Origin of the sequence: Streptomyces flavalbus (genome assembly GCF_042674625.1) — a bacterium.
Taxonomy (GTDB): Bacteria; Actinomycetota; Actinomycetes; order Streptomycetales; family Streptomycetaceae; genus Streptomyces; species Streptomyces flavalbus.
On the sequence record NZ_JBHTEB010000001.1, the window covers coordinates 5,029,434 to 5,053,999 of the forward strand.

21 protein-coding genes are annotated in these 24,566 nt (G+C 72.9%); 9 read left to right on the forward strand and 12 right to left on the reverse strand.

Going from position 1 to position 24,566, the window contains the following annotated elements:
- The first annotated feature begins 168 nt into the window (after positions 1–168).
- Positions 169–1,992 (forward strand): phosphoenolpyruvate carboxykinase (GTP), encoded by a 1,824-nt coding sequence (locus ACFQZ6_RS22790; protein ID WP_381611936.1) that lies wholly within the window; start codon positions 169–171, stop codon positions 1,990–1,992.
- A 257-nt stretch (positions 1,993–2,249) separates the two neighbouring features.
- Entirely contained in the window at positions 2,250–3,977 is a 1,728-nt protein-coding gene (locus ACFQZ6_RS22795) for an Ig-like domain repeat protein (protein ID WP_381611938.1), read from the forward strand.
- Here ACFQZ6_RS22795 and ACFQZ6_RS22800 read toward each other — a convergent pair.
- The 6 genes from ACFQZ6_RS22800 to ACFQZ6_RS22825 form a co-directional block, all read right to left on the reverse strand.
- Entirely contained in the window at positions 3,967–4,551 is a 585-nt protein-coding gene (locus ACFQZ6_RS22800; RefSeq protein WP_381618558.1) for a hypothetical protein, read from the reverse strand. The genes ACFQZ6_RS22795 and ACFQZ6_RS22800 overlap by 11 nt on opposite strands.
- Positions 4,552–4,582: 31 nt before the next feature.
- Positions 4,583–6,127 carry a substrate-binding and vWA domain-containing protein gene (locus ACFQZ6_RS22805; protein ID WP_381611940.1) on the reverse strand — a complete coding sequence of 515 codons (1,545 nt, stop codon included), beginning with the start codon at positions 6,125–6,127 and terminating at the stop codon, positions 4,583–4,585.
- The gene (locus ACFQZ6_RS22810) at positions 6,124–7,413 is read right to left on the reverse strand and encodes a toxic anion resistance protein (RefSeq protein ID WP_381611942.1); all 1,290 of its coding nucleotides are present in this window, start codon (positions 7,411–7,413) and stop codon (positions 6,124–6,126) included. The genes ACFQZ6_RS22805 and ACFQZ6_RS22810 overlap by 4 nt, the downstream gene beginning before the upstream one ends.
- 13 nt (positions 7,414–7,426) lie before the next feature.
- The gene (locus ACFQZ6_RS22815; RefSeq protein WP_381611944.1) at positions 7,427–8,512 is read right to left on the reverse strand and encodes a hypothetical protein; all 1,086 of its coding nucleotides are present in this window, start codon (positions 8,510–8,512) and stop codon (positions 7,427–7,429) included.
- Between the two features lie 194 nt (positions 8,513–8,706).
- The gene (locus tag ACFQZ6_RS22820; RefSeq protein WP_381611946.1) at positions 8,707–9,129 is read right to left on the reverse strand and encodes an SCO4983 family protein; all 423 of its coding nucleotides are present in this window, start codon (positions 9,127–9,129) and stop codon (positions 8,707–8,709) included.
- Between the two features lie 79 nt (positions 9,130–9,208).
- Positions 9,209–10,420: a pyridoxal phosphate-dependent aminotransferase gene (locus tag ACFQZ6_RS22825; RefSeq protein WP_381611947.1), complete on the reverse strand. Its 1,212-nt coding sequence runs from the start codon at positions 10,418–10,420 to the stop codon at positions 9,209–9,211.
- A gap of 126 nt (positions 10,421–10,546) precedes the next feature.
- On the opposite strand from ACFQZ6_RS22825, the gene ACFQZ6_RS22830 reads away from it, so the two are divergent.
- Entirely contained in the window at positions 10,547–11,233 is a 687-nt protein-coding gene (locus ACFQZ6_RS22830; RefSeq protein ID WP_381611949.1) for a hypothetical protein, read from the forward strand.
- 11 nt (positions 11,234–11,244) lie between these two features.
- Here the strand turns inward: ACFQZ6_RS22830 and ACFQZ6_RS22835 are convergent, their stop codons facing one another.
- Together ACFQZ6_RS22835 and ACFQZ6_RS22840 are read right to left on the reverse strand one after the other, a co-directional pair.
- The gene (locus tag ACFQZ6_RS22835) at positions 11,245–12,855 is read right to left on the reverse strand and encodes an N-acyl-D-amino-acid deacylase family protein (RefSeq protein WP_381611951.1); all 1,611 of its coding nucleotides are present in this window, start codon (positions 12,853–12,855) and stop codon (positions 11,245–11,247) included.
- Positions 12,856–12,904: 49 nt separating this feature from the next.
- Positions 12,905–14,173: an amino acid deaminase gene (locus ACFQZ6_RS22840; protein WP_381611953.1), complete on the reverse strand. Its 1,269-nt coding sequence runs from the start codon at positions 14,171–14,173 to the stop codon at positions 12,905–12,907.
- A gap of 141 nt (positions 14,174–14,314) precedes the next feature.
- On the opposite strand from ACFQZ6_RS22840, the gene ACFQZ6_RS22845 reads away from it, so the two are divergent.
- The 4 genes from ACFQZ6_RS22845 (at position 14,315) to ACFQZ6_RS22860 (ending at position 17,090) form a co-directional block, all read left to right on the forward strand.
- Positions 14,315–15,334, forward strand: coding sequence for a sugar kinase (locus ACFQZ6_RS22845; protein ID WP_381611955.1), 1,020 nt, complete (start codon positions 14,315–14,317; stop codon positions 15,332–15,334).
- A complete protein-coding gene (locus ACFQZ6_RS22850; RefSeq protein ID WP_381611957.1) occupies positions 15,331–16,092 on the forward strand; it encodes an IclR family transcriptional regulator in 762 nt (253 codons plus the stop codon). Before ACFQZ6_RS22845 ends, ACFQZ6_RS22850 begins: the two co-directional genes overlap by 4 nt.
- 9 nt (positions 16,093–16,101) lie before the next feature.
- Entirely contained in the window at positions 16,102–16,512 is a 411-nt protein-coding gene (locus ACFQZ6_RS22855; RefSeq protein WP_381611959.1) for a RidA family protein, read from the forward strand.
- A 71-nt stretch (positions 16,513–16,583) separates the two neighbouring features.
- Positions 16,584–17,090: a hypothetical protein gene (locus tag ACFQZ6_RS22860; RefSeq protein ID WP_381611961.1), complete on the forward strand. Its 507-nt coding sequence runs from the start codon at positions 16,584–16,586 to the stop codon at positions 17,088–17,090.
- Here the strand turns inward: ACFQZ6_RS22860 and ACFQZ6_RS22865 are convergent.
- Positions 17,087–18,442 (reverse strand): M14 family metallopeptidase, encoded by a 1,356-nt coding sequence (locus ACFQZ6_RS22865; protein WP_381611962.1) that lies wholly within the window; start codon positions 18,440–18,442, stop codon positions 17,087–17,089. The genes ACFQZ6_RS22860 and ACFQZ6_RS22865 overlap by 4 nt on opposite strands.
- Before the next feature lie 338 nt (positions 18,443–18,780).
- Between ACFQZ6_RS22865 and ACFQZ6_RS22870 the strand changes: the two genes are divergently transcribed.
- Together ACFQZ6_RS22870 and ACFQZ6_RS22875 are read left to right on the forward strand one after the other, a co-directional pair.
- The gene (locus tag ACFQZ6_RS22870; protein WP_381611964.1) at positions 18,781–19,221 is read left to right on the forward strand and encodes an ATP-binding protein; all 441 of its coding nucleotides are present in this window, start codon (positions 18,781–18,783) and stop codon (positions 19,219–19,221) included.
- 105 nt (positions 19,222–19,326) lie between these two features.
- A complete protein-coding gene (locus tag ACFQZ6_RS22875) occupies positions 19,327–20,652 on the forward strand; it encodes an Nramp family divalent metal transporter (protein WP_381611965.1) in 1,326 nt (441 codons plus the stop codon).
- A gap of 1 nt (position 20,653) precedes the next feature.
- Here ACFQZ6_RS22875 and ACFQZ6_RS22880 read toward each other — a convergent pair whose 3' ends face one another.
- The 3 genes from ACFQZ6_RS22880 to ACFQZ6_RS22890 all read right to left on the reverse strand — a co-directional run bounded on the left by ACFQZ6_RS22880 (position 20,654) and on the right by ACFQZ6_RS22890 (position 24,382).
- Positions 20,654–21,925, reverse strand: coding sequence for a hypothetical protein (locus tag ACFQZ6_RS22880; RefSeq protein ID WP_381611966.1), 1,272 nt, complete (start codon positions 21,923–21,925; stop codon positions 20,654–20,656).
- Positions 21,926–21,995: 70 nt separating this feature from the next.
- Positions 21,996–22,505, reverse strand: a complete 510-nt coding sequence (locus ACFQZ6_RS22885; RefSeq protein ID WP_381611968.1) for a SigE family RNA polymerase sigma factor — start codon at positions 22,503–22,505, stop codon at positions 21,996–21,998.
- 167 nt (positions 22,506–22,672) lie between these two features.
- Positions 22,673–24,382 carry a chitinase gene (locus tag ACFQZ6_RS22890; protein WP_381611970.1) on the reverse strand — a complete coding sequence of 570 codons (1,710 nt, stop codon included), beginning with the start codon at positions 24,380–24,382 and terminating at the stop codon, positions 22,673–22,675.
- Between the last annotated feature and the right edge of the window lie 184 nt (positions 24,383–24,566).

Genomic DNA, 24,566 nt, shown 5'->3' on the forward strand with positions numbered 1-24,566 from the left:
TTGCTCAGTTGTGAGGCCCTCTGGACAGATGGGCACTCGCATCGCATGATCATATGAGTGCGGTCGGCACCGGATGAGCGCGCAAGCACGGCAACGCATCCGGGTCGCGGCCCCCACGGGGCAGACAACGACATATCCCTCACGACAAACCCTCACCTAGGAGCGATCGTGGCGCGCGATATCGCGGCTCCCCCCGTCATCCCCACCCAGCACCAGGAACTGATCTCGTGGGTCAACGAGATCGCCGAACTGACCCAGCCGGACAACGTGGTCTGGTGTGACGGATCCGAGGCGGAGTACGAGCGGCTGTGCGGGCAGCTCGTCGAGCAGGGCACCTTCCGGAAACTCGACCCGATCAAGCGCCCCAACTCCTACTACGCGGCCTCCGACCCCACCGACGTCGCCCGCGTCGAGGACCGCACCTTCATCTGCTCCGAGAAGGAGCAGGACGCCGGTCCCACCAACCACTGGAAGGACCCCGCCGAGATGCGGGAGATCTTCAGCGGGGAGAAGGGCCTGTTCCGCGGCTCGATGCGGGGCCGCACCATGTACGTCGTGCCCTTCTGCATGGGACCGCTGGGCTCGCCGCTGTCCGCGATCGGCGTCGAGATCACCGACTCGGCGTACGTCGCCGTCTCCATGCGCACCATGACCCGCATGGGCCAGCCGGTCCTGGACGAGCTGGGCGACGAGGGCTTCTTCGTGCGCGCCGTGCACTCGCTGGGCGCCCCCCTGGAGCCCGGCCAGCAGGACGTCCCCTGGCCGTGCAACCAGACCAAGTACATCTCCCACTTCCCGGAGACCCGCGAGATCTGGTCCTACGGCTCCGGCTACGGCGGCAACGCGCTGCTCGGCAAGAAGTGCTACGCCCTGCGCATCGCCTCCGTGATGGCCCGCGACGAGGGCTGGCTCGCGGAGCACATGCTCATCCTGAAGCTGACCCCGCCGCGCGGTGAGGCGAAGTACGTCGCCGCCGCGTTCCCGAGCGCCTGCGGCAAGACCAACCTGGCGATGCTGGAGCCGACCATCCCCGGCTGGACGGTCGAGACGATCGGCGACGACATCGCCTGGATGCGCTTCGGCGAGGACGGCCGCCTGTACGCCATCAACCCCGAGGCCGGTTTCTTCGGCGTCGCGCCCGGCACCGGTGAGCACACCAACGCCAACGCGATGAAGACGCTGTGGGGCAACGCCGTCTTCACCAACGTCGCCCTCACCGACGACGGTGACGTGTGGTGGGAGGGCATGACCGAGGAGCCCCCGGCCCACCTCACCGACTGGAAGGGCAACGACTGGACCCCCGAGTCCGGGACGCCCGCCGCGCACCCCAACGCCCGCTTCACCGTCCCCGCCGCGCAGTGCCCGATCATCGCGCCGGAGTGGGAGGACCCGAGGGGCGTGCCGATCTCCGCGATCCTCTTCGGCGGGCGGCGCGCCACCGCCGTCCCCCTGGTCACGGAGTCCTTCGACTGGAACCACGGCGTCTTCCTCGGTGCCAACGTGGCCTCCGAGAAGACCGCCGCCGCCGAGGGCAAGGTCGGTGAGCTGCGCCGCGACCCGTTCGCCATGCTGCCGTTCTGCGGCTACAACATGGGCGACTACATGGGCCACTGGGTCGACGTCGCCAAGGGCAAGGACCAGTCCAAGCTGCCGAAGATCTACTACGTCAACTGGTTCCGCAAGGACGACGCGGGCCGGTTCGTGTGGCCGGGCTTCGGTGAGAACGGGCGCGTCCTGAAGTGGATCGTGGAGCGTCTGGAGGGCAAGGCCGAGGGCGTGGAGACGCCGATCGGCGTGCTGCCCGCCAAGGGCGCCCTCGACACGGACGGCCTCGACCTGTCCGACAGCGACCTGGACTTCCTGCTCACCGTCGACAAGGACGTGTGGCGCGAGGAGGCCGCCCTCGTCCCCGACCACCTCAACACCTTCGGCGAGCACACGCCCAAGGAGCTGTGGGACGAGTACCGCGCCCTGGTGCGGCGCCTGGGCTGACGCCCTCCCCCCAAGAACCCCCGCGGCCGACCCCTCGATGGGAGCCCTGACCAGCGATCGTCACGGTCGGCCGCGGGCGGCGGCACACATGTCACGAACCGATGCCCCGCACAACGGCGTGCGGGGCGTGCTGCCGTTCCCGTGCCACCCGCCCCCGGTGCGCCCCCTTGATCACATGATCTTCACCCCTGTTACATGGGTGACACACGAGTCCCGCCGTGTCCGGTGGGACTCAACACAGCCTGTGGGGGGCACAGTTGAATACAGCACACCGTCCGAGACGACTCGCGGCCACCGTCCTCGCCGCCGCGCTCGCCGGGACCGGACTCACCGTCGCCGTCGCGCCCGCGGCCCACGCCGCCGCCTCCGACGTGGTGGCCAAGCTGCCGATCAGCACCTACTCCGCGATGGCCGTGGACTCCGTCCACCAGCGCGTCTACGTCGCGGACAGCAACACCGACTACTACTACAACCCCGGGAACATCGCCGTATACGACTTCCAGGGCGAACGCGTCACCACCATCAGCACCCAGTACTACGTCTCCGGCCTGGCCCTGAGCGCCGACAGCTCCACGCTGTACGTCGGCGGGCGCACCCAGATCCTCGCCTTCGACACCACCACCCACCAGCAGACCGGCACCACCAACGTCTCCGTCGACATCTGCGGGCGCTCGCTGGCGCAGTCCGGCGGCCGACTGCACTTCACCACGCCGTACGGCACCACCGACTCGTGCGCGACGGTGCCGACGAACCTCGACACCCTCACCGGCACCACCTACACGCGCACCGGCTGGAACGACTTCGGGGTGCTCCAACTGGAGGCCGGGGCGGGGGACCGGATGCTGATGGGGCAGCCGCTGAACGCCCGGGCGGCCAACCCGTTCCTCACCGTCTTCGACGCCAGCGGTGACACGCTGGTCCGCAACGCCGCCCGCCGCTTCGCCGACGCGGACGGCCGCGGCGCGCTGAACCTGAAGGACATGGCGTTCTCCGCGGACGGCAGCAAGGTCGCCGTCGCCGACGCCTCCTACGGCACCCGGCTGCTCAACACCGCCGACCTCTCCGACGCGGCGACCGGCTACCCCGCCCTCCCGGCCGGGGCCACCGCCAGCGCGGTCGCCTTCGGCGGCGACGGCACGTACGTCGCCCGGGGCGCGGCGGCCACCGGTGCCACGCCCGACCTGCTGGTCCAGCCCGCCGACCCGACCGACGCGACCGCGCCGCTGGAGTTCGCCTTCGAGGGCAGCCTCGACGGGGACCGGGTCGCGCCGCGCGGCCTGGAGTGGTCCGCGGACGGCTCCCGGCTGTTCGCGGTGACCACCAACGCCAGCGGCAGCCAGTACTGGCTGCACGTCATCCAGCCCCCGGCCGTGCAGTACGACACCCGCTTCGCCGGTGAGCTGACCCACAGCCCGTCCGGTGCCGTCGCGGGCGAGCCGCTCGCCGTGCGCGGCAGGCTGGAGCTGGACGGGCCCGCGCCCAGCGAGCCGCTGAAGGTGAGGGCGACCCGCACGGACGCCACCGGCACCCACGACCTGGGCACCGCCACCGTCAGGTCCGACGGCACCTTCACCGTCCTCGACGAGCCCGACCTGGTCGGCGAGGCCACCTACACCGTCTCCTTCCTCGGCGACCTCACCCACCGCCCCGCCACCGACCTCACCCACACGGTGACCGTCGGCAAGGCGCCCACGGCGATCGCGCTGACCGCCCCGGCGGAGGCGTCGCTGTCCGGCGGGGTGCGGATCACCGGCACGTTCACCGCGCAGGGCAAGGCGCTGCCGGAGCGGGCCACGCTGAAGGTGGAGCGGACCGACCGGCTCGGCTCGGGCACGCTGTCGTCGGTGACGGTCGCCGCGGACGGCACCTTCACCATCGACGACCTGCCGCGCACCCGCCGCGAGACCACCTACACGGTGAGCTGGCCCGGCGACGACCTGCACCAGCCGTCCACCGCGGCGGCGACGGTGTACGTCACCCGCTGAGCCCGCCGCGGTCCTCCAGGTACCGCGTGTGCGACTCCTGGCGGCGGGCCTCGGCCTCCCTGAGGTCCGCCGCCAGCCGCTCCGCCTCCTCGTGGAGCAGGCCGAGCTGCCGCTCCAGGTGCCGCTCCGGCGGCTCCTGGCCCGGCGTCATCCGGTGCCACCAGCGGGTGCGCACGAACGCGTCGACGGCCTCGGGGACGTCCTGCCGCACCGCCCGGGAGACGGTGTGCACGCCCTCCGGGTCGGCGGCCAGCGCCTCCGCGACCCAGCCGGGCGCCAGCAGCGCGCCCAGCAGCTCCGTCAGCGCGGTGAGCCGCCCGGCCACCGTGGGCGGGAGTTCCACGTCGGCCAGGTAGCCGCCGAGGCGGTCGAAGTCGGCGCGCACGGCGTCCAGTTGCTCCGACGGGCTGGGGAAGTCCGGCAGCGGGGGCCGTTCCGGCGGGGCGATCAGCGCGCCCGCGCCGTACAGGCCGAAGACCACCACGGGCCAGTACGGGCCCGCCACCCCGGTGAACGTCAGCACCAGGCCCAGCAGCCCGCACACGCTGCCGGTCAGGTTCTTCCGGGACTCCACGTACGCCGACAGGCGCCGCGGCACGGACCGGTCACTGGTAGCCACGGATCTCCTCGAAGGCGCCGTCGAGCGAGCCCTGCTGGGCGTCGAAGAGACGGCCGCCGGTCAGGTCGGCGATGTGTTCCAGCTCCGCCCGGTCGGAGTCGCCGAACAGGATCGGGAAGACGGGGATGTCCCGCTGGGCGCCGGTGAGGGAGGCGTGGAAGGAGTCGAAGGCGCCCGCGTCGGCGCCGGTGGTGTTCTCGCCGTCCGTCATCAGCACGATGGACGTGAACGTGTCCTTGTCGGCGCGCAGATGGTCGTAGGCCCGCTCCAGGGAGGTGTAGATCGCGGTGTCGCCCCAGGCGGAGAGCGCCTCGGTGTCGCGGCGGATGCCGTCCAGGCCCCGGGCGGGGTCGGCGGGGTCGACGACATGGGTGCGGACGTCCTTCACCTGGGAGCCGAACGGCATCAGCGTGACCTCCTCGCGGTCCCGGAAGTCGCCGGTGAGGTCGGTCAGGGCCTGCTTCAGCCGGTCGAGCCGGTCACCTTGCATCGAGCCGGAGGTGTCGAGGACGTACACCGTCCGCGACGGGCGGCGCAGCTCGTTCTGGTAGCTGTCGAGGAGGCCGTCGGCGACCGAACGGCTGCCCGGGAACGGCAGTTCACGGCGGCGCGCCGGGTCGAGCCCGGGGCCCGGCGGTACGGCGGCGACGACCGGGCGGCGGTGCGTGGTGCCGGTGATCTGCCGCTGGACCTCCGGTTCGCGCAGCGCCTCCGCGAGCCGCCGGACGTCCTCGCGGGCGGTGGCGTTGGAGGAGCGCAGGGACGACAGCGGGTAGTCGGCGGTGATGACGCCGTCGCGGGGGCGGATCACCGTCAGGTCGGGGATGCCGAGGAGTACGGACTCGTAGTTGAGGAGCGCGTCGACGGTGCCGCGCCGCTGGTACGCCTGCGCCAGCCAGCCCGAGGAGCCCGAGGTGAGCTGCTGGCCCTGGAAGAACTCCTTCAGCCGGGGCGTCGCCCGGCGCACGTCGGCGTCGGTGAGCGCGGACTGGGCGCCGGACAGCGCCGAGGCGACCGAGACCAGCGTGGCGAAGCCGGAGTTGGAGCGGGTCGGGTCGGTCATGCCGTAGGTGAGCTTCCCGTCCCGGACGGCCCGCTCGACGTCGGCCCAGGTCACGTCCTCCGGCTGCCAGCCCAGCTCGGCCACGGTGTCCGGCCTGACGCCGATGGCGACCGGGCTGGACATCACCGGCGTCTCGGAGACGACCTTCTCGGCCGCCTCGGGCCGCAGCCGCAGGTAGTCGTTGGAGGCCAGCCACACCGCGTCGTAGGTGCCGTCCGCCGCGCCGCGCGCCAGCAGGTCCACGGCGTCGAGGGTGCCCATGTAGGTGGGCCGCACGGTGATCCCGGTCTCCTCGCGGACCTGGTCGAGCACCGGCGTCATGTCGCCCAGCTCGCTGGAGGCGAGGACGCGCAGGGTGCCGCGCTGGTAGGCGGGTGCGGTGTCGCCGTCGTCGCCGTCCTGCCCGGTGCAGGCGGTCAGGACCGCGCAGGCGGCGAGCAGCACGGTCAGCAGGCGTCGGCGTCTCATGCCGCGCCCCCGTCCAGAGAGCCCCCGTCCAGAGAGCCCCCGTCCAGCGAGCCCTGGGAGCGGCTGCGCTCCAGGTAGGCGCTCGCGTGCCGCATCTCGGCGGTGAGGGACTCCACCGTCGCCGCCATCGCCTCGGTGGCCCGTGCCTTGTAGGTGTCGATGGTGTCGAGGGTGCGGTAGATCTCCTGGAACGCGGTCCGCAGCGTCTCCGCGCCCACCGCCGGGTCGGCGGCGATCCGCTGGATCTCGCCGCTCTGCGAGGTGAGCATCTCGGCGTTGGCGCGGATCAGGTCCTCGGTGGTGCCGCGCAACGCGTTCACCTGGTCGACGACCTTCTTCTGGTGGTCGAGCGCGGAGGCCAGCATCACCGAGATGCGCAGCGCGGACACGGTGGTGGTGGCGGCCCGGTCGACGCCCTTGACCAGCTCGTCGTTGTTGCGGCGTACGACGTCCATGGCGAGGTAGCCCTGCGCGCACACCGCGAGCTGGGTGAGCAGGTCCTGGTGCTTCTGCCGGACCGGGAAGAGCACGTCGGCGCGGAGCGCGTCGGCCTGTCGCGGGTCGGCCCCGTCGATGTGCCGCTCGACGGCGGTGTCCAGGGCCTCGGTGAGCACCACGTACTCCTGGAGCTTGCCCATGGTCTCCCAGAGCCGCACCCGTTCGGTCTGCAGGGCGGCGTTGTCGCGGCGCAGTTCGTCCTGCCCGCCGCGGAGCGCGCCGACGATCCGGTTGAGGGTGCCCTGCGCGGAGGCGTACTTGGCGACGTGGTCGCGGAGCCGGTTGCCGCCCGGCAGCCGGGACAGCAGCTTGCGGCCCTTGCTCACGGCCAGGTCGCGCGGGTCGAGGTCCTCCACGACCCGGCGCAGCTCCACCAGCGACCCGGCGACCCGGGTCTGGGCGTCGCCGCCCTGGGCGGGCAGGCTGCGCACGGTCCGCTCCAGCATCCGGTTGGACTGCGCGGCGGCGGTGCGCATCTCCCCGGCGCCCAGCGCGGTGATCTCGCCGACCTTCCCGGCGAACTCGGGGGAGCGGGCGTCGAGGGCGGCGAGCGAGGCGACGTAGTCGGCGGCCTTGCGGGCCATCTCGGCGCGGGTCGCCTCGTCGACGGGGACGAGCCCACCGGCCCGCTCCGGCGGTACGGCGGCGACGGGTTCGGGCGGGATCAGGGTGAAGGTGTCGTCGCTGCCCCACGGGGTGCTCTGACTGCTGCTCTGGCTGATGCTCTGGCTCGCGCCGTGGCCGAGGCCGTGGCCGAAGCCGGTGCTCTGGTCGTACCGGTTGTCCATGGTCGCTGTCCCCCTATCCGCGCGCCCGGCGCGCCATCTCGTGCAGCACCTCGGAGGTGGGCACGGGCGCCTGCCGGATGCCGGTGAGCTGCTGGTTGAGGTGGTCGGTGCGGTCGCTGGTGGCCGTGGTGAACTCGGCGGTCGCGCCCTGCGGGCGGAACCCGTGCCGGACGGCCAGCTTCCGCAGCTCCGGGTCGGTGGCGAGGAGACGGCCGACGGCGCGGCCGTCCTCGGTGAGCGGTACGACGGTGTGGTCGCTGTTGGCGGTGGTGTCCGGGTAGAGCACGGTCAGGTCACCGGCGGCGTCCTGGCCGCCGTCGGCGAGCAGGGCGGCGACCTGTGACTCGTAGACCAGGACGAGCGGGTTGCCGACGCCGCTGACGAAGTCCCGGAAGGCGGCGTCGGAGCTGGGCTGCTGGGCGCCCTGCACGGTGACCAGCTTCCGCAGCAGCGGCGCGGTGCGGGCGACGTCGGCGTCGCTGGCGACGACCCGGCCGCCGTTGTCGACGTAGGAGGCGGCGGCGAGGTAGAGGGCGCCGGAGTTGGAGCTGACGGGGTCGGTGGTGGTGATGTAGAGGGTGCCGGTCAGCTCGCCGTACGCCTCCGTGCCCTTCAGCTCCTGCCAGGTGCGGTCCTCGCGGGCGGCGTCCAGGAACGCGGCCATCTTCAGCACGCCCTTGCCCCGCCCGCCGTCCAGGGTCGCCAGCCCGTTGGCGGCGAGGACCCCGGCGGCGTTGCGGTGGGCGACGACGACGAGCGGCGAGTAGAAGGGGCGGGGCAGTGGCTGCCGCGCGCCGAGCTTCCCGGCGAGTTCGTCGGCGGGGGCCTGGCTGGAGGGGAAGGCGAAGTCGTAGCCCTTGAGGTCCAGGTCCTCCATGGCCCAGGAGCCGGAGGTCTCGGTCCGCACGGTGTAGCCCTCGGCGGCCAGGGCGTCCACCACCTTGGGGTCGGCGAAGAAGTCCGCCTTCTCCGAGCCGATCACCGCGCGCACGGTCTTCGTTGCCGCGCCCTGGTCCCCGCTGTCCCGGCCCGCTACGACGGCTGCCACCACTCCGCCGATCAGCAGGACCGCGAGGACGATGCCTGCGATTCTCTTCACGCGGGCAGCGTGCTCGCGGAATCCAACGTTCCCCGTCGCCCAGGGTGAACGGGGGGTGACGTACCGGTCCCGGTACACAACGGGCGCCGCTCCCGTGCGCCGTGCGCGCGGGAGCGGCGGGGGGTGTGTGGCGCCCGGTCCGCGCGTCGCTGCGGGTGCACGCGGACCGGGGCCGTCTGAGGGCCCGAGGCGGGCTAGTGGGCGGTCAGTTCCCGGGGTTCCAGGGCCGCGGCGTGGGCGTCCATGCGTTCGGCGGTGAGGATCGCGGCGGCCGTGTCGGCGCGGGAGGCGGCGACGACCAGGGCGCGTCCGGCGAGGGTGTGCGCCCGCCGGTGCAGGGCCGCGAGGTGCGGCTCGCCGGTGGCGGGGGTCAGCGGGGCGCGCGCCGGTGCGCTGCCCCCGCGGAGCCGGGTGACCTGCCGCGCGAGCCGGTCGGCGGCGGTGTCCAGGTCGTCGGACGGGGCGTGCGCGCGCAGTTCGTCAGTGACGGCGAGGAGGGCGGCGAGATGGCCCGCGAGCTGGATGTCCAGCTCCTCCTCGCGGGTGCGGTGCGGGAAGTCCGGGGTGCCGTCCGCCATCGTGCTGTGGACCGACTTGGTGCGGATCGGTTCGTACATGGGATGGCCTCCTGCCGCATCGACAGAAGCCATCCTACATTAGACCTCGTCTAAAGAGGGCTGGTTCCGTGAGGTGCGCTCAAGGCTGGCTGTAGCCGTCCAGGAAGTTCCCGATCCGGCCCACCGCGTCCCGCAGGTCCCCGGCCGTGGGCAGCGTCACCACCCGGAAGTGGTCCGGCTCCGGCCAGTTGAAGCCGGTGCCGTGCACCACCATGATCTTCTCGCGGCGCAGCAGGTCGAGGACCATCCGTCGGTCGTCCTTGATCTTGAACACCTTGGGGTCGAGCCGTGGGAAGAGGTACAGCGCCCCCTTCGGCCGGACGCAGGTCACCCCCGGGATGCGCGTCAGCAGCTCGTAGGCGACGTCCAACTGCTCCTTCAGCCGCCCGCCCGGCAGCACCAGGTCCTTGATCGACTGGCGTCCGCTGAGCGCGGCGACCACCCCGTGCTGGCCCGGCATGTTCGCGCACAGCCGCATGTTCGCCAGGATCGTCAGGCCCTCGATGTAGGAGTCCGCGTGCGCGCGCGGCCCGGAGATCGCCATCCAGCCGACCCGGTACCCGGCGACCCGGTACGCCTTCGACATGCCGTTGAAGGTGAGCGTCAGCAGATCCGGCGCCACGGACGCGGTCGGGATGTGCACGGCGTCGTCGTAGAGGATCTTGTCGTAGATCTCGTCCGAGCAGACCAGCAGGTTGTGGCGGCGGGCGATGTCGGTCAGCCCCTTGAGCACCGCCTCGTCGTACACCGCGCCCGTGGGGTTGTTCGGGTTGATGATGACGATCGCCTTGGTGCGGTCGGTGACCTTGCGCTCCACGTCCGCGAGGTCCGGCATCCAGTCCGACTGCTCGTCGCAGCGGTAGTGCACCGCCGTGCCCCCGGACAGCGACACCGCCGCCGTCCACAGCGGGTAGTCCGGGGCGGGTACGAGCACCTCGTCGCCGTCGTCCAGCAGGCCCTGCATCGCCATCGTGATCAGCTCGGAGACGCCGTTGCCGATGAAGACGTGCTCGACGTCCGTCTCGATGCCGAGGGTCTGGTTGTGCATCACGACCGCCCGGCGCGCGGCCAGCAGGCCCTTGGCGTCGCCGTAGCCGTGGGCCGTGGAGACGTTGCGCAGCACGTCCTCCAGGATCTCCGGCGGGCACTCGAAGCCGAACGCGGCCGGGTTGCCGGTGTTCAGCTTGAGGATGCGGTGACCGGCGGCCTCCAGCCGCATCGCCTCCTCCAGCACGGGGCCCCGGATCTCGTAACAGACGTTGGCGAGCTTGGTCGACTGGATCACCTGCATGTCTGGGAGCTTACGGCGGCGTAACGCTCCATGGGTGGTGTTATCCGCCACGCGAGACAGCGCGGTATGTCCGGATATCGCCGATCGCTGTCCCAGCGGCCCCTTCAGTCCCTACAATGCCCGGCCATGCCCGAGCACCTCCCGCAGCCCTCCGCGGACGACGAGGCCCCGAAGGTCTACCACCCGCAGGCCGCCGAGACCCCGTCGTACGACGAGTACGCCGACCCGGCCGTCGCGCACGGCTGGCAGAGCGCGTACGACGAGACGCGCGAGCTGCCCCCGGTCGGCACCGCCGACCACCCGGACGCCGGGGCGGAGGACGCTCCGGTCGCCGTCCTGCCGCCCGAGGCGACGCACGCGCCCGTCGTCCGCTCCCGGCACGGCCGCGGCGCGCGCCGCAAGCCCAGCGCCTGGCGCACGCGCCGGGCCGCCGTCGCCGCCGGGGCCGTGGGCGCGGTGGGCGCCGCCGCGCTGATCGTCGGGTTCTCCTTCTCCGGCTCCTCGGCGGACGGCTCCGAGGACCACCAGGACCGCACCGGCGTACCGTCCGCCGACGACACCGGCACCGGCCCGGAGCCGGGCGCGAGCGCGTCGGACGGCACCGGCGGCCTCGCGCCGTCCAGGACCCCCTCACCCTCCGCGAGCGCCACCAAGGGCGCCGACGACGGCCAGGACGACGAGCCGTCGTCCCCCGCGACCTCCACGGCCCCCGCCACCTCCACCGCGCCCACCACGGCCCCGCCCGCCGGGGGCGGCGAGCCCGGGAACTCCGACGACAAGCCCGGCAACGGGCACGGGCGCAACCCCAAGTAGCGGAGCGGCGCTCAGCGGGGCGTGCGCCGCACCGACCGCCCCGCCAGGACGTCCGTGCGCCGCCCGTCCTCGATCACGAACCGGCCGTCCACGAGGACGTGCGGGATGCCGACCGGCAGGGCGCGTGGCTGCTCGAAGGTCGCGCCCGCCGCCACCGTCGCCGGGTCGAAGAGCACCAGGTCGGCCCGGTACCCCTCGCGGACCAGCCCCCGGTCAGGCAGCCGCAGCCGGGCCGCCGGGCGTGAGGTGAGGTGCGCGACGCACTCCTCAAGCGACAGCACGCCCAGCTCCCGCACGTACCGGCCCAGGTAGCGCGGGAAGGTGCCGTAGGCCCGCGGGTGCGGCTTGGCGCCCTGGAGGATGCCGTCCGAGCCGCCGGTGTGCGCCGGGTGGCGCATCACCGCCCGTACGTTCTCCTCGTGCCCCACGTGGTGCAGGATCGTCGGCCCGAGCCGGTCGGCCAGCAGCAGTCGGCGCGCGGTCGCCCAGGGCGCCTCGCCGCGCGCCCGCGCCGACTCCGCGACCGTGTGGCCGACGTACTCCGCGAGCGCCGGGTCCGTCACCCCGGAGACCTCGACCGTGTCCCACGCCACCGGCACCCCGTGGCAGCCGTCCGCGCCCGTCACCTCCAGGTCGTGCCGGACGCGCTCGGCGGTCTCCTCGTCGGCCAGCCGCCGCAGCACCGCCTCCGGGCCGCCCTCGCTCGCCCAGCTCGGCAGCAGGGCGGCCAGCGTGGTGCTGCCCGGCGTGTACGGGTAGCTGTCCAGGCTGATGTCCGCACCGGCCGCCAGGGCCTCGTCGAGGAGCGCCAGCAGCTCCGGCGCCCGCCCCTCGTTCACGCCGAAGTTCAGCGTGGCGTGCGCCAGGTGCAGCGGGCAGCCCGCCTCCCGGGCCAGCGCGATCACCTCCGCGTACGCCTGGAGCGCCCCGGCGCCGTAGGAGCGGTGGTGCGGGCAGTAGTAGCCGCCGTACTCCGCCACCACCCGGCACAGCTCCGTCAGCTCGGCGTCGCGCGCGTACATGCCCGGCGTGTACGTCAGCCCCGACGACATGCCCACCGCGCCCTGCGCCAGCCCCTCCGCCACCAGCCGCCGCATCCGGTCCAGCTCGGCGGGCGTCGCCTCCCGGTCCTCCCAGCCGACCGCCAGCGCGCGCACGGTCCCCTGCGGCACCAGGTACGCGGCGTTCACCGCGACGCCCCGGTCCAGGCGGTCCAGGTACTCGCCGACCGACCGCCAGTCGAAGTCGACGTCGTCGCCGGGCCCGTGCCAGCCGCTGATCGCCCGGCGCACCTCGGCCAGGGTGCGGTCGTCGACCGGGGCGTACGACAGCCCGTCCTGCCCGATGACCTCCAGCGTCACGCCCTGCGCGGCCTTGGCGCCGTGGTCCGGGTCGGTCAGCAGGGCGAGGTCGCTGTGGGCGTGCATGTCGATGAAGCCGGGGGCGAGGACGAGGCCCTCCGCGTCCAGCTCGCGGGTGGCGGTGGGGCGCTGACAGCCCGCCGCCGCGGCCTCCTTCACGATCGAGACGATCCGGCCGTCGTCGATCGCGACGTCCGCGCGGTACGCGGGCTCACCGGAGCCGTCGACGACGTCGGCGTCCCGGAAGACGAGGTCTGTCATGCGGTGGGGCTCCCCTCTCAGAGGCTCAGAAGCTCACGGGCTCAGGTGCTCAGAAGAACGTGCGGACGTAGTCGACCACCGTGCCGTCCGCCTCGGCCACCGGGATCAGTTCCCACTTGTCGAACGACGTGCACGGGTGCGACAGCCCGAGGCCCACCCAGTCCCCGACATCGAGGTCCGCCTCCGGCGTGGTGCGCAGCCAGGCGTGCTGGTCGGACAGGGCGGTCACCTCGATCCCGGCCGCCGGGCGCTCACCGCCGTCGCGGCGCACCACCTGGGCGACCGGCAGGTCCAGGTCGTGGGCGGCGTCGCGCTTGCCCGCGTTGAGGAACGCCTGCTGAGCCGACGGGCGGGAGACGACCTGCGCCCAGAGCCGGAACGCGGGCTCCAGGGCGCCCTCCTCCGGGACCCGGTTGAAGGGGGTGAGCCTTTGGTAGTGCACGTCGTCGTGGGAGACGTACGCGCCGGAGCGCAGCAGCTTCAACACCGGCGCGGACAGCTCCGGAACCTCCGCGAAGACGTCCGCGACCGCGTCGAACCAGGCGCTGCCGCCCGCGCTGACGACGATCTCGTCCACCCCCGCGAACCGGCCCGCCGCGTCGAGGTCGACGGCGAGCGCGACCAGCCGCTCCAGCCAGGCCCGCACCCGCTCCGGGGTGGCCCGCGGCACCTCCCCCTCGTACCCGGCGACCCCGACCAGCCGCAGCGCGTCCGGGACGGCCGCCACCGCGTCGGCGACCTCGGCGCACTCCGCCTCGGTGCGCACGCCGGTGCGCGCCCCGTCGCCCGCCGCCAGCTCCACCACCACGTCCACCGGGCGGGCGGCGCCGCGCAGCGCCTCTGCCATCAGCCGCACGCCGCGCACCGAGTCGACGTACGCGACGAGGCGGAAGTCCGGGTCGGCGGCGAGTTCGGCGGCGACCCAGCGCAGCGCGGCCGGGTCGACCAGCTCGTTGGCGAGGAACACCCGCCGCACGCCGAACGCCCTGGCCACCCGCACCTGGTGCGGCACGGCGAGGGTGATGCCCCAGGCGCCGTGGTCGAGCTGGCGCTGGAAGAGCTGTGGGGCCATCGACGTCTTGCCGTGCGGGGCGAAGGCGAGGCGGTGGCGGTCCGCGTAGGTCTCCATGAGCCTCAGGTTGTGCTCCAGGCGCTCGGCGGACAGGGCCAGCACGGGCGTGGTGAAGCCGCCGGTGAACAGGGAGCGGCGCTGGGCGGCCAGCTCACCGACGGTCAGTCCGTCGGCGTCCGGCGGGAGGCCCTTGAAGCGGTGGTCGATGCGTTCCTCGGCGAGTCGGGCGAGCGCCTCGGGGCTCATGGGTTCTCCCTGATCAGGGGTGTTGCGGTGGGTGCAACACTCGTTGCGTATATCGCTTGTCGCTGTCTAACATCTCGGCCCAGCGGGGTCAACGGACAGCAGCCTCCCGCACCCGCCCGCCGCCGAGGAGACCCGACGACCGTGACCGACCACGAGCCCTTCGACGTCGTCGCGCTGGGCGAGTCCATGGTCACCTTCCTGCCCTCCCGCCCCGGCCGCCTCGCCGACGTCCCCGCCTTCGCGCGGGGCATCGGCGGCGCCGAGTCCAACGTGGCCTGCGCGCTGGCCGCCGCCGGACACCGCGCCCGCTGGGTCAGCCGGGTCGGCGCGGACGGCTTCGGGGACCACCTGGTCGCCGCCGTCGCCGCGTACGGCGTCGACGTGTCGTCCGTGGCCCGCGACCCCGCCCGCCCCACCGGCGTCTACTTCCGCACCGCCGGGGACCGCGCCACCGACGCCCACGAGGTGGCGTACTACCGCGCCGGGTCGGCGGCCTCCGCGATGGCACCGGGCAACGTGGACCTCGCGGCGGTGCGCGCCGGGCGGGTGCTGCACCTCTCCGGGATCACCGCCGCGCTCTCCGACGGCTGCCTGGAGCTGGTACGGGAGCTGACGCGGCCCGGGCGGGGGCGCCCGCTGGTGTCCTTCGACGTCAACCACCGGCCCGGCCTGTGGCGGGACGGCGACGGCGCCGCCGTGCTGCGCGACCTCGCGCGCCGCGCCGACCTGGTCTTCGTCGGCGCCGACGAGGCGTGGGGGTACGACGACCCGCGCGCCGTGCGCGCCGCGCTGCCCGAGCCCGAGGTGCTCGTCGTCAAGCAGGGCCCCGCCGGGGCCACCGCCTTCCACGGGGCCGACGCCACCTTCGTGCCCGCGCCCGCCGTGGACGTCGTCGCCGCGGTCGGCGCCGGGGACGCCTTCGCCGCCGGGTTCCTCTCCGCCACCCTGCGCGGGCTGCCCCCACGGGACCGGCTGCGGCACGGCCACCTCTGGGCCGCCGCCGCGCTCACCGTCCCCGGCGACCTCGCCGCGCCGCCCGCCCGCGACCACGCCGACCGGCTGTGCGCCGTGGACGACGCCACGTGGGGGAGACTTCGACTCGCCCCGGGCTGGACCGGCCGCGTACGGCAGCCGGGCGAGGAGGAGGTACCCACCCCATGAGCCAGACCGTCGACCGCGCGCTGAGCATCCTGCCGCTGCTCGCCGAGGGCCCCGCCGACCTCGGCCGGGTCGCCGACCGCCTCGGCGTGCACAAGTCCACCGCGCTGCGGCTGCTGCGCACCCTGCACGACCACGGCCTCGTCTACCGCCAGTCCGACCAGCGCTACCGGCTCGGCGCCCGGCTCTTCGCGCTCGCCCAGGAGGCGATGGAGAACCTCGACATCCGGGAGATCGCCCACCCCCACCTCGTACGGCTGAACGAGCAGTGCGGGCACACCGTGCACCTCGCCGTGCACGAGGAGAACGAGGTGCTCTACATCGACAAGGTCGACAGCCGCTACCCGGTGCGGATGTACTCCCGGATCGGCAAGCCGGTCGCCCTCACCGTCGCCGCCGTCGCCAAGCTGCTCCTCGCCGACCTCCCCGAGCCCGAGCGCCGCGCCCTCGCGGAGCGGCTCGACTACCCCCTCTACACGTCCCGTTCGACGCCCAACGCCCCCGCTTTCCTCAAGGAGCTGGAGAAGGTGCGCGAACAGGGCTGGGCCACCGACCTCGGCGGCCACGAGGAGTCCATCAACTGCGTGGCGGCGCCCGTGCGGGGCGCGGACGGGCGGGTCGTCGCCGCGATGTCGGTGTCGGCGCCCAACGTCGTCGTCACCGCCGACGAACTCCTCACCCTGCTGCCGCTGGTGCGCCGCACGGCGGACGCCATCAGCGGGGAGTACTCCGGCAGGACCCCCGGACCCGGACCACGCTAAGGACCCACCGTGACAGAGAAGACCGCCCTCACCCCGTCGACCCACACCACCCCGCCCGCCCGGTTCTCGCACGGCGTCCGCAAGGGCAACATCCTCCAGGTCGCGGGCCAGGTCGGCTTCCTGCCCGCCGAGGAGGGCAGGCCGCCCACCCCCGCCGGGCCGACGCTGCGCGAGCAGACCCTGCAGACCCTCGCCAACGTCAAGGCGATCCTGGAGGAGGGCGGCGCGTCCTGGGACGACGTGGTGATGATCCGCGTCTACCTCACGGACGTCGCCCACTTCGCGGAGCTGAACGACATCTACGACGCGTACTTCGAGGCGCAGGCCCTCACCCAGCCGCCCGCCGCCCGGACGACCGTGTACGTCGGCCTGCCCGCGGGGCTGCTCGTCGAGATCGACGCGCTCGCCGTGCTCGGCTGACGGGGCATGTTCGTATAACGATGCCGGGGCTGGCTGTGACCGGCACAGGTTCTTGGACCATACTGCCCGCTGTGGAGCAGCGCATAGGTTCGAGCAGCCAGCCCCTGGAAGGCGCCGGATTCGACCCGGCCTTCGTCCCCGGGCTCACCGCACCCGTGTCCGAGGAGGCCGAACAGGCCGAGCAGGCCGACGAGTCCGCGCGGGACGAGGCCCCCGAGGCCCCCGAGGCGGCCGAGCCGGAAGCGGCCGAGGAAGAGGCGGTCGACGAGGAGGCCGTCGACGGCCCCGTCTTCGAGGCCGCCGACCGCCGGGCCCGGATCGTCGCCGACCACAAGGGCGTACGACTCTCCCTGGACGACCAGGCGTGTGAGTTCCGCTGGGACGAGATCGGCGCGGTGGAGACGGAGACCGGCCGCTTCGGCAAGCGGTACACCGTCACCGTGCACACCCCTGACCGGCGCTGGTACCCGATCGAGATCGAGGCACCGGCCAGGAGCCGCTTCAAGGAGTGGGACGAGCAGTTGGACGCCGTCCTCGACGCGTACTTCGAGGACGACGCCGAGCAACCGGTCGACTAGGCGCAGTACTGCGCCTGCTTGCCGATGGAGCGGTACATGCAGTCCGCGTTCTCCAGGAGTTGGAGGACGGCGTCCCGGTTGCGTGAGGTCTCCCGGTCGATCACCTCGTCGGGCGGGTAGAAGCCGCCGCCGGAGCTGGAGCGCGGGTACATCTCGAAGGTGTACCCGAAGATCTTGTGCGCGCCCCAGAGGTAGTCGTCGATCGACCCGTCCGTGATGTAGAGGTCGCTGGACTGCTCGGGCGTGTAGCCGTTGCTGGCCGCCATCTTCTGGCCCACCGTCGCGAACGCGTTGCGGTCGTCGGCGGTCATGCCGGTGGTGGTGTCGGAGTAGGTGTAGCCGAACGGCCAGAGCACCAGCTCGCTGTAGGTGTGGAAGTCGACGCCCGCGGTGATCTGCTGCTTGCCGCCCACGACGCGGCTGCGCACGAAGTTGGCGACGACCCGCACCTCGGGCGCGGACTCGGGCGCCGAGCCGCGGTAGGTCTCCGACGACGTCGAGCCGGAGGAGCCGCCGCAGCAGCCCCACTGGTAGTTCCAGTTCCGGTTGAGGTCCGTACCGACGTAGGAGGAGCCGGAGTTGGGCTGGCGGTTCTTGCGCCAGGAGCGGTAGGAGCCGGAGGCGATGTCGTACTCGCCGCCGTCCGGGTTGAGGTCGGGGATGATCCAGATCTCGCGGTTGTTCACCATGCTGGTCACGCGCGAGTCGGTGCCGTAGTCGCTGGTCAGCTCGCGCAGCAGGTAGAGCGCCATCTCGACGGTGAGGTGCTCGCGGGCGTGCTGGTGGTGGGTGAACAGCACCTCGGGCTCGGCCTCGTCGGCGCCGACGTTGTCGCTGATCTTGATGGCGACGATGTTGCGGCCCTGGTAGGAGGTGCCGATGACCCGCTGGCTGGCGATGGAGGAGTTCGCCGAGACGATCGAGTTGATCTCGCTCGTCATCTCCGCGTAGTTGTGGTAGCGGGAGTCGGCCGACGGGAAGTCGTAGAGCCGGATGTCGTCGGCGGCCGACGACCGGTCCGGGACCTCGCCGAGGGCGGTGACGTCGTAGCCGAGGGCGCGCAGCTCGCGGATCTGGTCGGCGCGGCCGGAGACGACCACGCCGTGGCCGTGCACCTCGTCGATGGAGACGCCGGTGCGCGCCAGGGCCGTGCGGGACTTGGCGTCGGAGTGCAGGTGGACCTCGTACTGGCGGATGTCGTCCGCCGAGGCCGTGGGGCGTGCCGCGCCGGACGCGGTGGCGTCGGTCGCGGTGACGGCGAGGGGAGCGGCGAGCGCGAAGGCCGCGAGGGCGGCCAGGGCGGCGGTGCGTCTGCCGGGGCGGGCCCCTGAGCCGCGGATGCGAAGTCGCATGAAGTCTCCTAAGAACTCCAGGTGTTCCGGGGTCTCCGGAAGTGGGGAGGGAGTGGAGCGGGGGGTGCTGCTTTCTGCGACGTGCTGGTGCTGGCGCTCAGGGTCGCGGGACTGGCATGAGCAGGTCAAGAGGGCGAGACGGCCGGGTGGCGCGAACCCTCCGCAAATAAGCCGCGCAGTGTACGCGCGCACCCCGGACCCGGCGGGGTGTGCGGCAAAGAGCACCCGGTGGGGTGATGGAGGCGTGCATATATGTGAGGGGTGGGGAGAGTGTGAACGCGGTCAGCGCCGCGACGGGGCCGCCGGTCGCCCCGCCCCTCCTACCGACAGGGACTCCCATGTCCGCACCAGCCCCCGCCTACCCCCAGCCTCCGCTGGGGGCGGGTCATGCGAGCGTTGAGTACGACCCCCGCCCCTCCGCCGTGCGCGAGGCCCGCGCGGAGGTGCGCAGACGGTTGGAGGAATGGGGGCTCGCCGACCGGGGCGACACCGTCGACACCGCGGAGCTGCTGGTCAGCGAGCTGGCCACGAACGCCCTGCTGCACTCCGCCAGCCGCTTCCAGCTCACCCTGAGCGCCGCGCACGGCGTGCTGCGCTGCGAGGTCGCCGACGCGGGCCGCCGCACCCCGCAGGTGCTCGACGCGGGCGCCTCCGAGAGCGGTCGGGGCATGTTCCTGGTCTCCGCGCTGGCCCGGCGCTGGGGCTGCCACCAGGACGGGCCGGGCAAGACCGTGTGGTTCGAACTCGGCACCTGCGCGGGCGACGGCTGCGGACGGTGACAGTCGTGGCCCGCGCGCCCGGCGCGAGGTGGAGGGCGTGCGGAGATCACCCGGATCGCCGTACGTCCTCTTGCCCGGGCCGCCGCCTTCCGCTTTCTTGAGCCCATGGCGGACACCACGGGCAACCCCCAGGCGACCGGAGCGGCCACCGACCCCGACCCCGCGCCCCGCAGGTCCAGTTGGCGGCACATCGGCCCCGGCATCGTCGTCGCCGCGACCGGGGTCGGCGCCGGTGACCTGGTCGCCACCCTGATCGCGGGCAGCCGCTTCGGCTACACCCTGCTGTGGGCCGCCGTCCTCGGCTGCCTGGTGAAGATCTCCCTCGCCGAGGCGGCGGGCCGCTGGCACCTCGCCACCGGCCGCACCCTCTTCGACGGCTGGGCCAGCCTCGGCCGCTGGACGACGTACTTCTTCGTCGTCTACGTCGTCGTGTGGGGCTTCGTGTACGGCGCCGCGGCGATGTCGTCCAGCGCGCTGCCGCTCCAGGCGCTGTTCCCGGACGTGCTGGACCTCAAGTGGTGGGGCGTCGCCTGCGGCCTGGCCGGACTGGTGTTCGTCTGGTTCAACAAGTACGCCGTCTTCGAGAAGGTCATGACCGTCCTCGTCGGCGTGATGTTCGTGGTCACGGTCTCCCTCGCGGTCCGCGTCACCCCGAACCTCCCCGACCTGCTCGCCGGGCTGCTGCCCGTCCTGCCCGACGAGAACGACTCCGTCCTCAACACCCTCGGCCTGATCGGCGGCGTCGGCGGCACCATCACCCTCGCCGCGTACGGCTACTGGGTCAACGCCAAGGGCTGGACCGACACCGGCTGGATGAAGGTGATGCGGCTGGACAACCGGGTCGCCTACGCCACCACCGGCGTCTTCGTCGTCGCCATGCTCGTCGTCGGCGCGGAACTGCTGCACGCCGCGGGCGTCGCCCTGGCGGGCGGCGACCAGGGCCTCGTCCAGCTCGGGGACATCCTGGCCGACGAGTACGGCACCGCCACCGCCAAGTTCTTCCTGATCGGCTTCTTCGCCACCTCCTTCACCTCCCTCATCGGCGTCTGGCACGGGGTCAGCCTGATGTTCGCCGACTTCGTCGCCCGCTACCGGGGCCGGGCGGCGGCGCGCGGCGCGGAGATCGCCTCCGGCGCCCGCGAACGCTCCTGGCCGTTCCGCGCCTACCTGCTCTGGCTGACCTTCCCGCCGATCGTGCTGCTCTTCCAGGGTCAGCCGTTCCGCCTGGTCATCGTGTACGGCGTCCTCGGTGCCGCCTTCATGCCGTTCCTCGCCCTCACCCTGGTGTGGCTGCTCAACTCCGCCCGCACCCCGGCCGAGTGGCGCAACGGGCGGCTGAGCAACGCCATGCTCGCCGTGGCGGGGCTGCTGTTCCTGGTGCTGTGCGTGAAGCAGGTCTGGGACCAGCCCTGGTCGGACTTCCTCGGCTGACTCAGTTGAACCAGCGCGGGTCGAGGGCGATCTCCCGGAGCTGCGCCATCGTCAGGGCGGGCTCCTCCCGGGTGGCCGCGGTGTGCTGCGCCTCGCTGTTGAAGGCGTCGACGATCACGCGCTCGCCGTTCGGTCCCGGCCGCAGGGTGTCCACGCTCCACCAGACCACGCCCGCACCGCCCTTCTCGCCGGGACGCTGCCGCTCCGCGACCCGCGTGCCGTCGCCCAGGGTCTCGTCGTCGGGGCCGAACAGGTCGCCCGCCACGTCGGCCATGCCGGTCTGCACCTGCACCGACACCAGGCTGCGGCCGTCGCCGTCGTCGACGATCACATAGCCGTACTCGACGCTGTCGCCGCCCTCCTGGGACACCACCTCGACCCCGTCGGGCAGCAGGTCGGTGAGCACCTGGAGGACGGGCGGCCCGGTCACCGGCGGCACCTCCGGCCGGGTCCCGCCGTCGTCCGGGACGCCCTTGGGGTTCTCCGGCAGCGACGCGGCGGCGGCCCGCCAGGCGTCGGCGGTGGCGATCGTCCGCAACTGCGCCAGGGTCAGCGGCGGCTCCGGCCGGGTGACCGGCGCGTCCTTCTCCGCCTCGGCGTTCCACTCGTTGACGCTGACGTGGTACCCCTCGGGCGTGACGAGGTCGGCCCGCCACAGCTTGGTGTCGACGCGGCGGTCCGGATACTCGTACCCCTGCATCAGCATCAGCGCCGAGCCGTCCCCCAGCTCGGTGGAGTCGCAGGAGTCGTACGCGACGGCCGTCTTGTCGGGGCAGGCCGTCATCTGGTCGGCGTCGTCGCCGCCCGGCTGCAACCGGTCGACGCTGACGGCGACGGCGCCGCCGCCCTGGCCGTCGTCGAAGACCACGGTGGCGAAGGCGCTGCCCTGCGAACCGTCGCCGCTCCGCTCCTGGCTGACGTCCCCCTCGGGGAGCAGCGACCGCAGCGTGGTGAGCATGGCCTCCGCGGTGACGGGCGCGTCGGTGGCGGCGGCCCGCTGCGCGCTGGCGGCGGGGGAGGCCCCGCTCGCGCCGTCACCGCCGCCGCCCGAGCCGGGCAGGACCAGCGCCCCGCCCACCCCGACCAGGGTGAGGGAGGCCGCGCCGCCGAGCACCGCGGCCCGGCGCCGCAGCCGCAGCCGTCGGCCCCGCGCCTGCCCGGCGGTGACCAGCGCGGCCCCGTCGGTCGCGAAGCCGTCACCGGCCTGACGCAGGGCGGCCCCGAGCCGCCCCTCGAAGGGGTCGGCGGAGTCCTCGTCGTGTCGTACGGGCATGGCGAACCACCCTTTCACGAAGGTGAGATGAGAAGGAGGGAAAGTCGGGGGAGGGGCGGGCCGGTCCGGCTCAGGCGGCGGCGAACTCGCCGAGGTCCTCGCCCAGCAGCTCCCGCAGCCGGGCCAGCGCGCGCACGCACCGGGTCCGCACGGCGGCCGAGCTGACGTGCAGGACGTCGGCGGTCTCCTGGACGCTGCGGTCCTCCCAGTAGCGCAGCACCACCACGGCCCGGTCCTTCGCGGACAGCCGGGCCAACGCGTCCAGCAGCGTCAGCCGCAGCGCCGCGTCCCCGCTGCCGGGGTCCGCCGACTCCGGCAGGACGTCGGTGGACCGCTCGGTGCTGGCGCGCCGCCGCTTCTGCGCGAGGAACGTACGGGTGAGGACGGTCTGGGCGTACCCGGCCGGGTTACCGGCCCTGCTCACCCGGTGCCAGCTCACGTAGAGCCGCCCGAGGGTCTCCTGGACCAGGTCCTCGGCCATGTGGGTGTCCCCGGCGGTGAGCAGACAGGCCGACCGGTACAGGTGCCCGGCCCGCAGCGCCGCGAACTCCGCGTACTCATCGGCCCGCGCCTGTCTCATACGTAGCTCTCCCCGCCCCACTCACGTTGCTGTCCTGACACCTCATTGATGCGGTGGGACCCGGGAAATGTTTCACGTCCCTTCGAGGAGGGCCGACGGCCGACGGCCGCGCACGACGACGGCCGGTGCGTCCGCCGACGCACCGGCCGTCAGTTCGAGCCCCGCGGTTACGGCAGCCCGTGCACCTTCGGGCCGACCGCGTTGGACCAGGCGTTACCGGCCAGCGCGTCCCAGTTCGTCGACCAGGTCATGGCGCCGCGCAGGTCGGGGTAGGTCCGGGACGGCTTGAACGTGCCGCAGTTGGTGCCCCGGGCCAGGCAGTCCAGGGCGTTGTTCACCACGGTCGGCGAGACGTAGCCGCTGCCCGCGCCCCGCGTCGAGGCGGGGACGCCGATGCCGACCTGGGACGGGGCGAGTCCGCCCTCCAGCTGGATGCAGGCGAGCGCGGTGAGGAAGTCCACCGAGCCCTGCGCGTACACCTTGCCGTCGCAGCCCAGCATGGAGCCGCTGTTGTAGTACTGCATGTTGACGACCGTGAGGATGTCCTTCACGTTCAGCGCCGTCTGGAAGTACGAGCCGGACGTGGACTGCATGTCGATGGTCTGCGGGGCCATGGTCAGGACCAGGGACGGGCCCGCCTTCTGCGACAGCGACCGCAGCGCCTGGGACATGTAGGTCGGGTTGAGGCCGTTCTCCAGGTCGATGTCGACACCGTCGAAGCCGTACTCCTGCATCAGGGCGTACACCGAGTTGGCGAAGTTCGCCGCCGAGGTGGCGTCCGCGACGCGGACCGTGCCCAACTCGCCGCCGACCGAGATGATGACCTTCTTCCCGGCCGCCTGCTTGGCGCGGACGTCGGCCTTGAACTGGTCCACGGTGTAGCCGCCGAGGCCCGCCGAGTCCAGGTTGAAGGTCACGGCGCCCGGCGTCGCGGTGGCGTCCGCGAAGGCGACGGCGATGATGTCGTACTGCGCCTGCACGTCGGCGAGGCGCTGCACGGTCGCCCCGTTGTTGAAGTTCTGCCAGTAGCCGGTCAGCGCGTGCTTGGGCACGCCGGTGCCGCCGCCCGGGTTGGTGGTGGTCGTGCCCGTCACGGCCGTCGACTTCGGCGACTCACCGGCCGCGTTGGTCGCCGTGACCTGGAAGGTGTACGAGGTGGCCGCCGCGAGGCCGGTCACGGTCGCGGACGTGCCGGTCACCGCCGTCACCTTGGTGCCGTTGCGGTAGACGTTGTAGCCGGTCGCGCCGGAGACGGTGTTCCAGTGCAGGGAGACCGAGGAGGCCGTCGTGGAGGAGACGCCGAGGCCGGTCGGGGTGGCCGGGACCACCGGGTCCGGGTCGGTGCCCCCGCCGCCGTCGGGCCCGAAGACCGAGACGTCGTCGACGAGGTAGGGCTGCTGGCCGTACCAGCCGTGCGTGTAGACCGTCACGGAGGTGGTGCTGGCGCCGGTGGTGAACGTCGTCGTGAGCTGCTTCCAGGACCCGGAGTCCGGCGTCCAGGTGGAGACGTCCGTGGTGCCGGTGCCGGTGGCGCCCAGGTAGGCGTACCCGCCCTGCACCCACGCGCTCAGCGAGTACGTCGAGTTGGGGCGGACGGCGACCGTCTGGGTGCAGCGGGCGTTGTCCTGTCCGGCGGGGGTCGCCTTCAGCGCGGCGGTGCCGCCGTGCACCGGGGAGGAGACGGTCGTCCCGCTGGCCGCGGAACAGGTCCAGTTGGCGAGGCCCGACTCGAAGCCCGCGTTGCGGACGTTGTTGACGTCAGCGGCGGACGCCTGCTGGGCGCCGGTGAGGGAGAGGGCGAGCGCGGCGGTGACGGCTCCGGACCAGAGTCGTATCCGGCCGCTCCTGGGGCGTCTGGGTCTGCGTGCGCGGTCCACTGGAGCCTCCGGTGGGGGAGTGGGGGTCGTTGCGGACGACGGTGGCCACCGTGCGCCTACAAGTTGGTCTAGGCCAATTGAGTTGTCAAGAGGTCCAGACCAACTCGGGCAGCCGGAATCCTGAGCGCAACAGCCCTTTTTCGGACGCCTGGAGGGGCCTCCGGGAGGTGTTCGGGAGATGTTC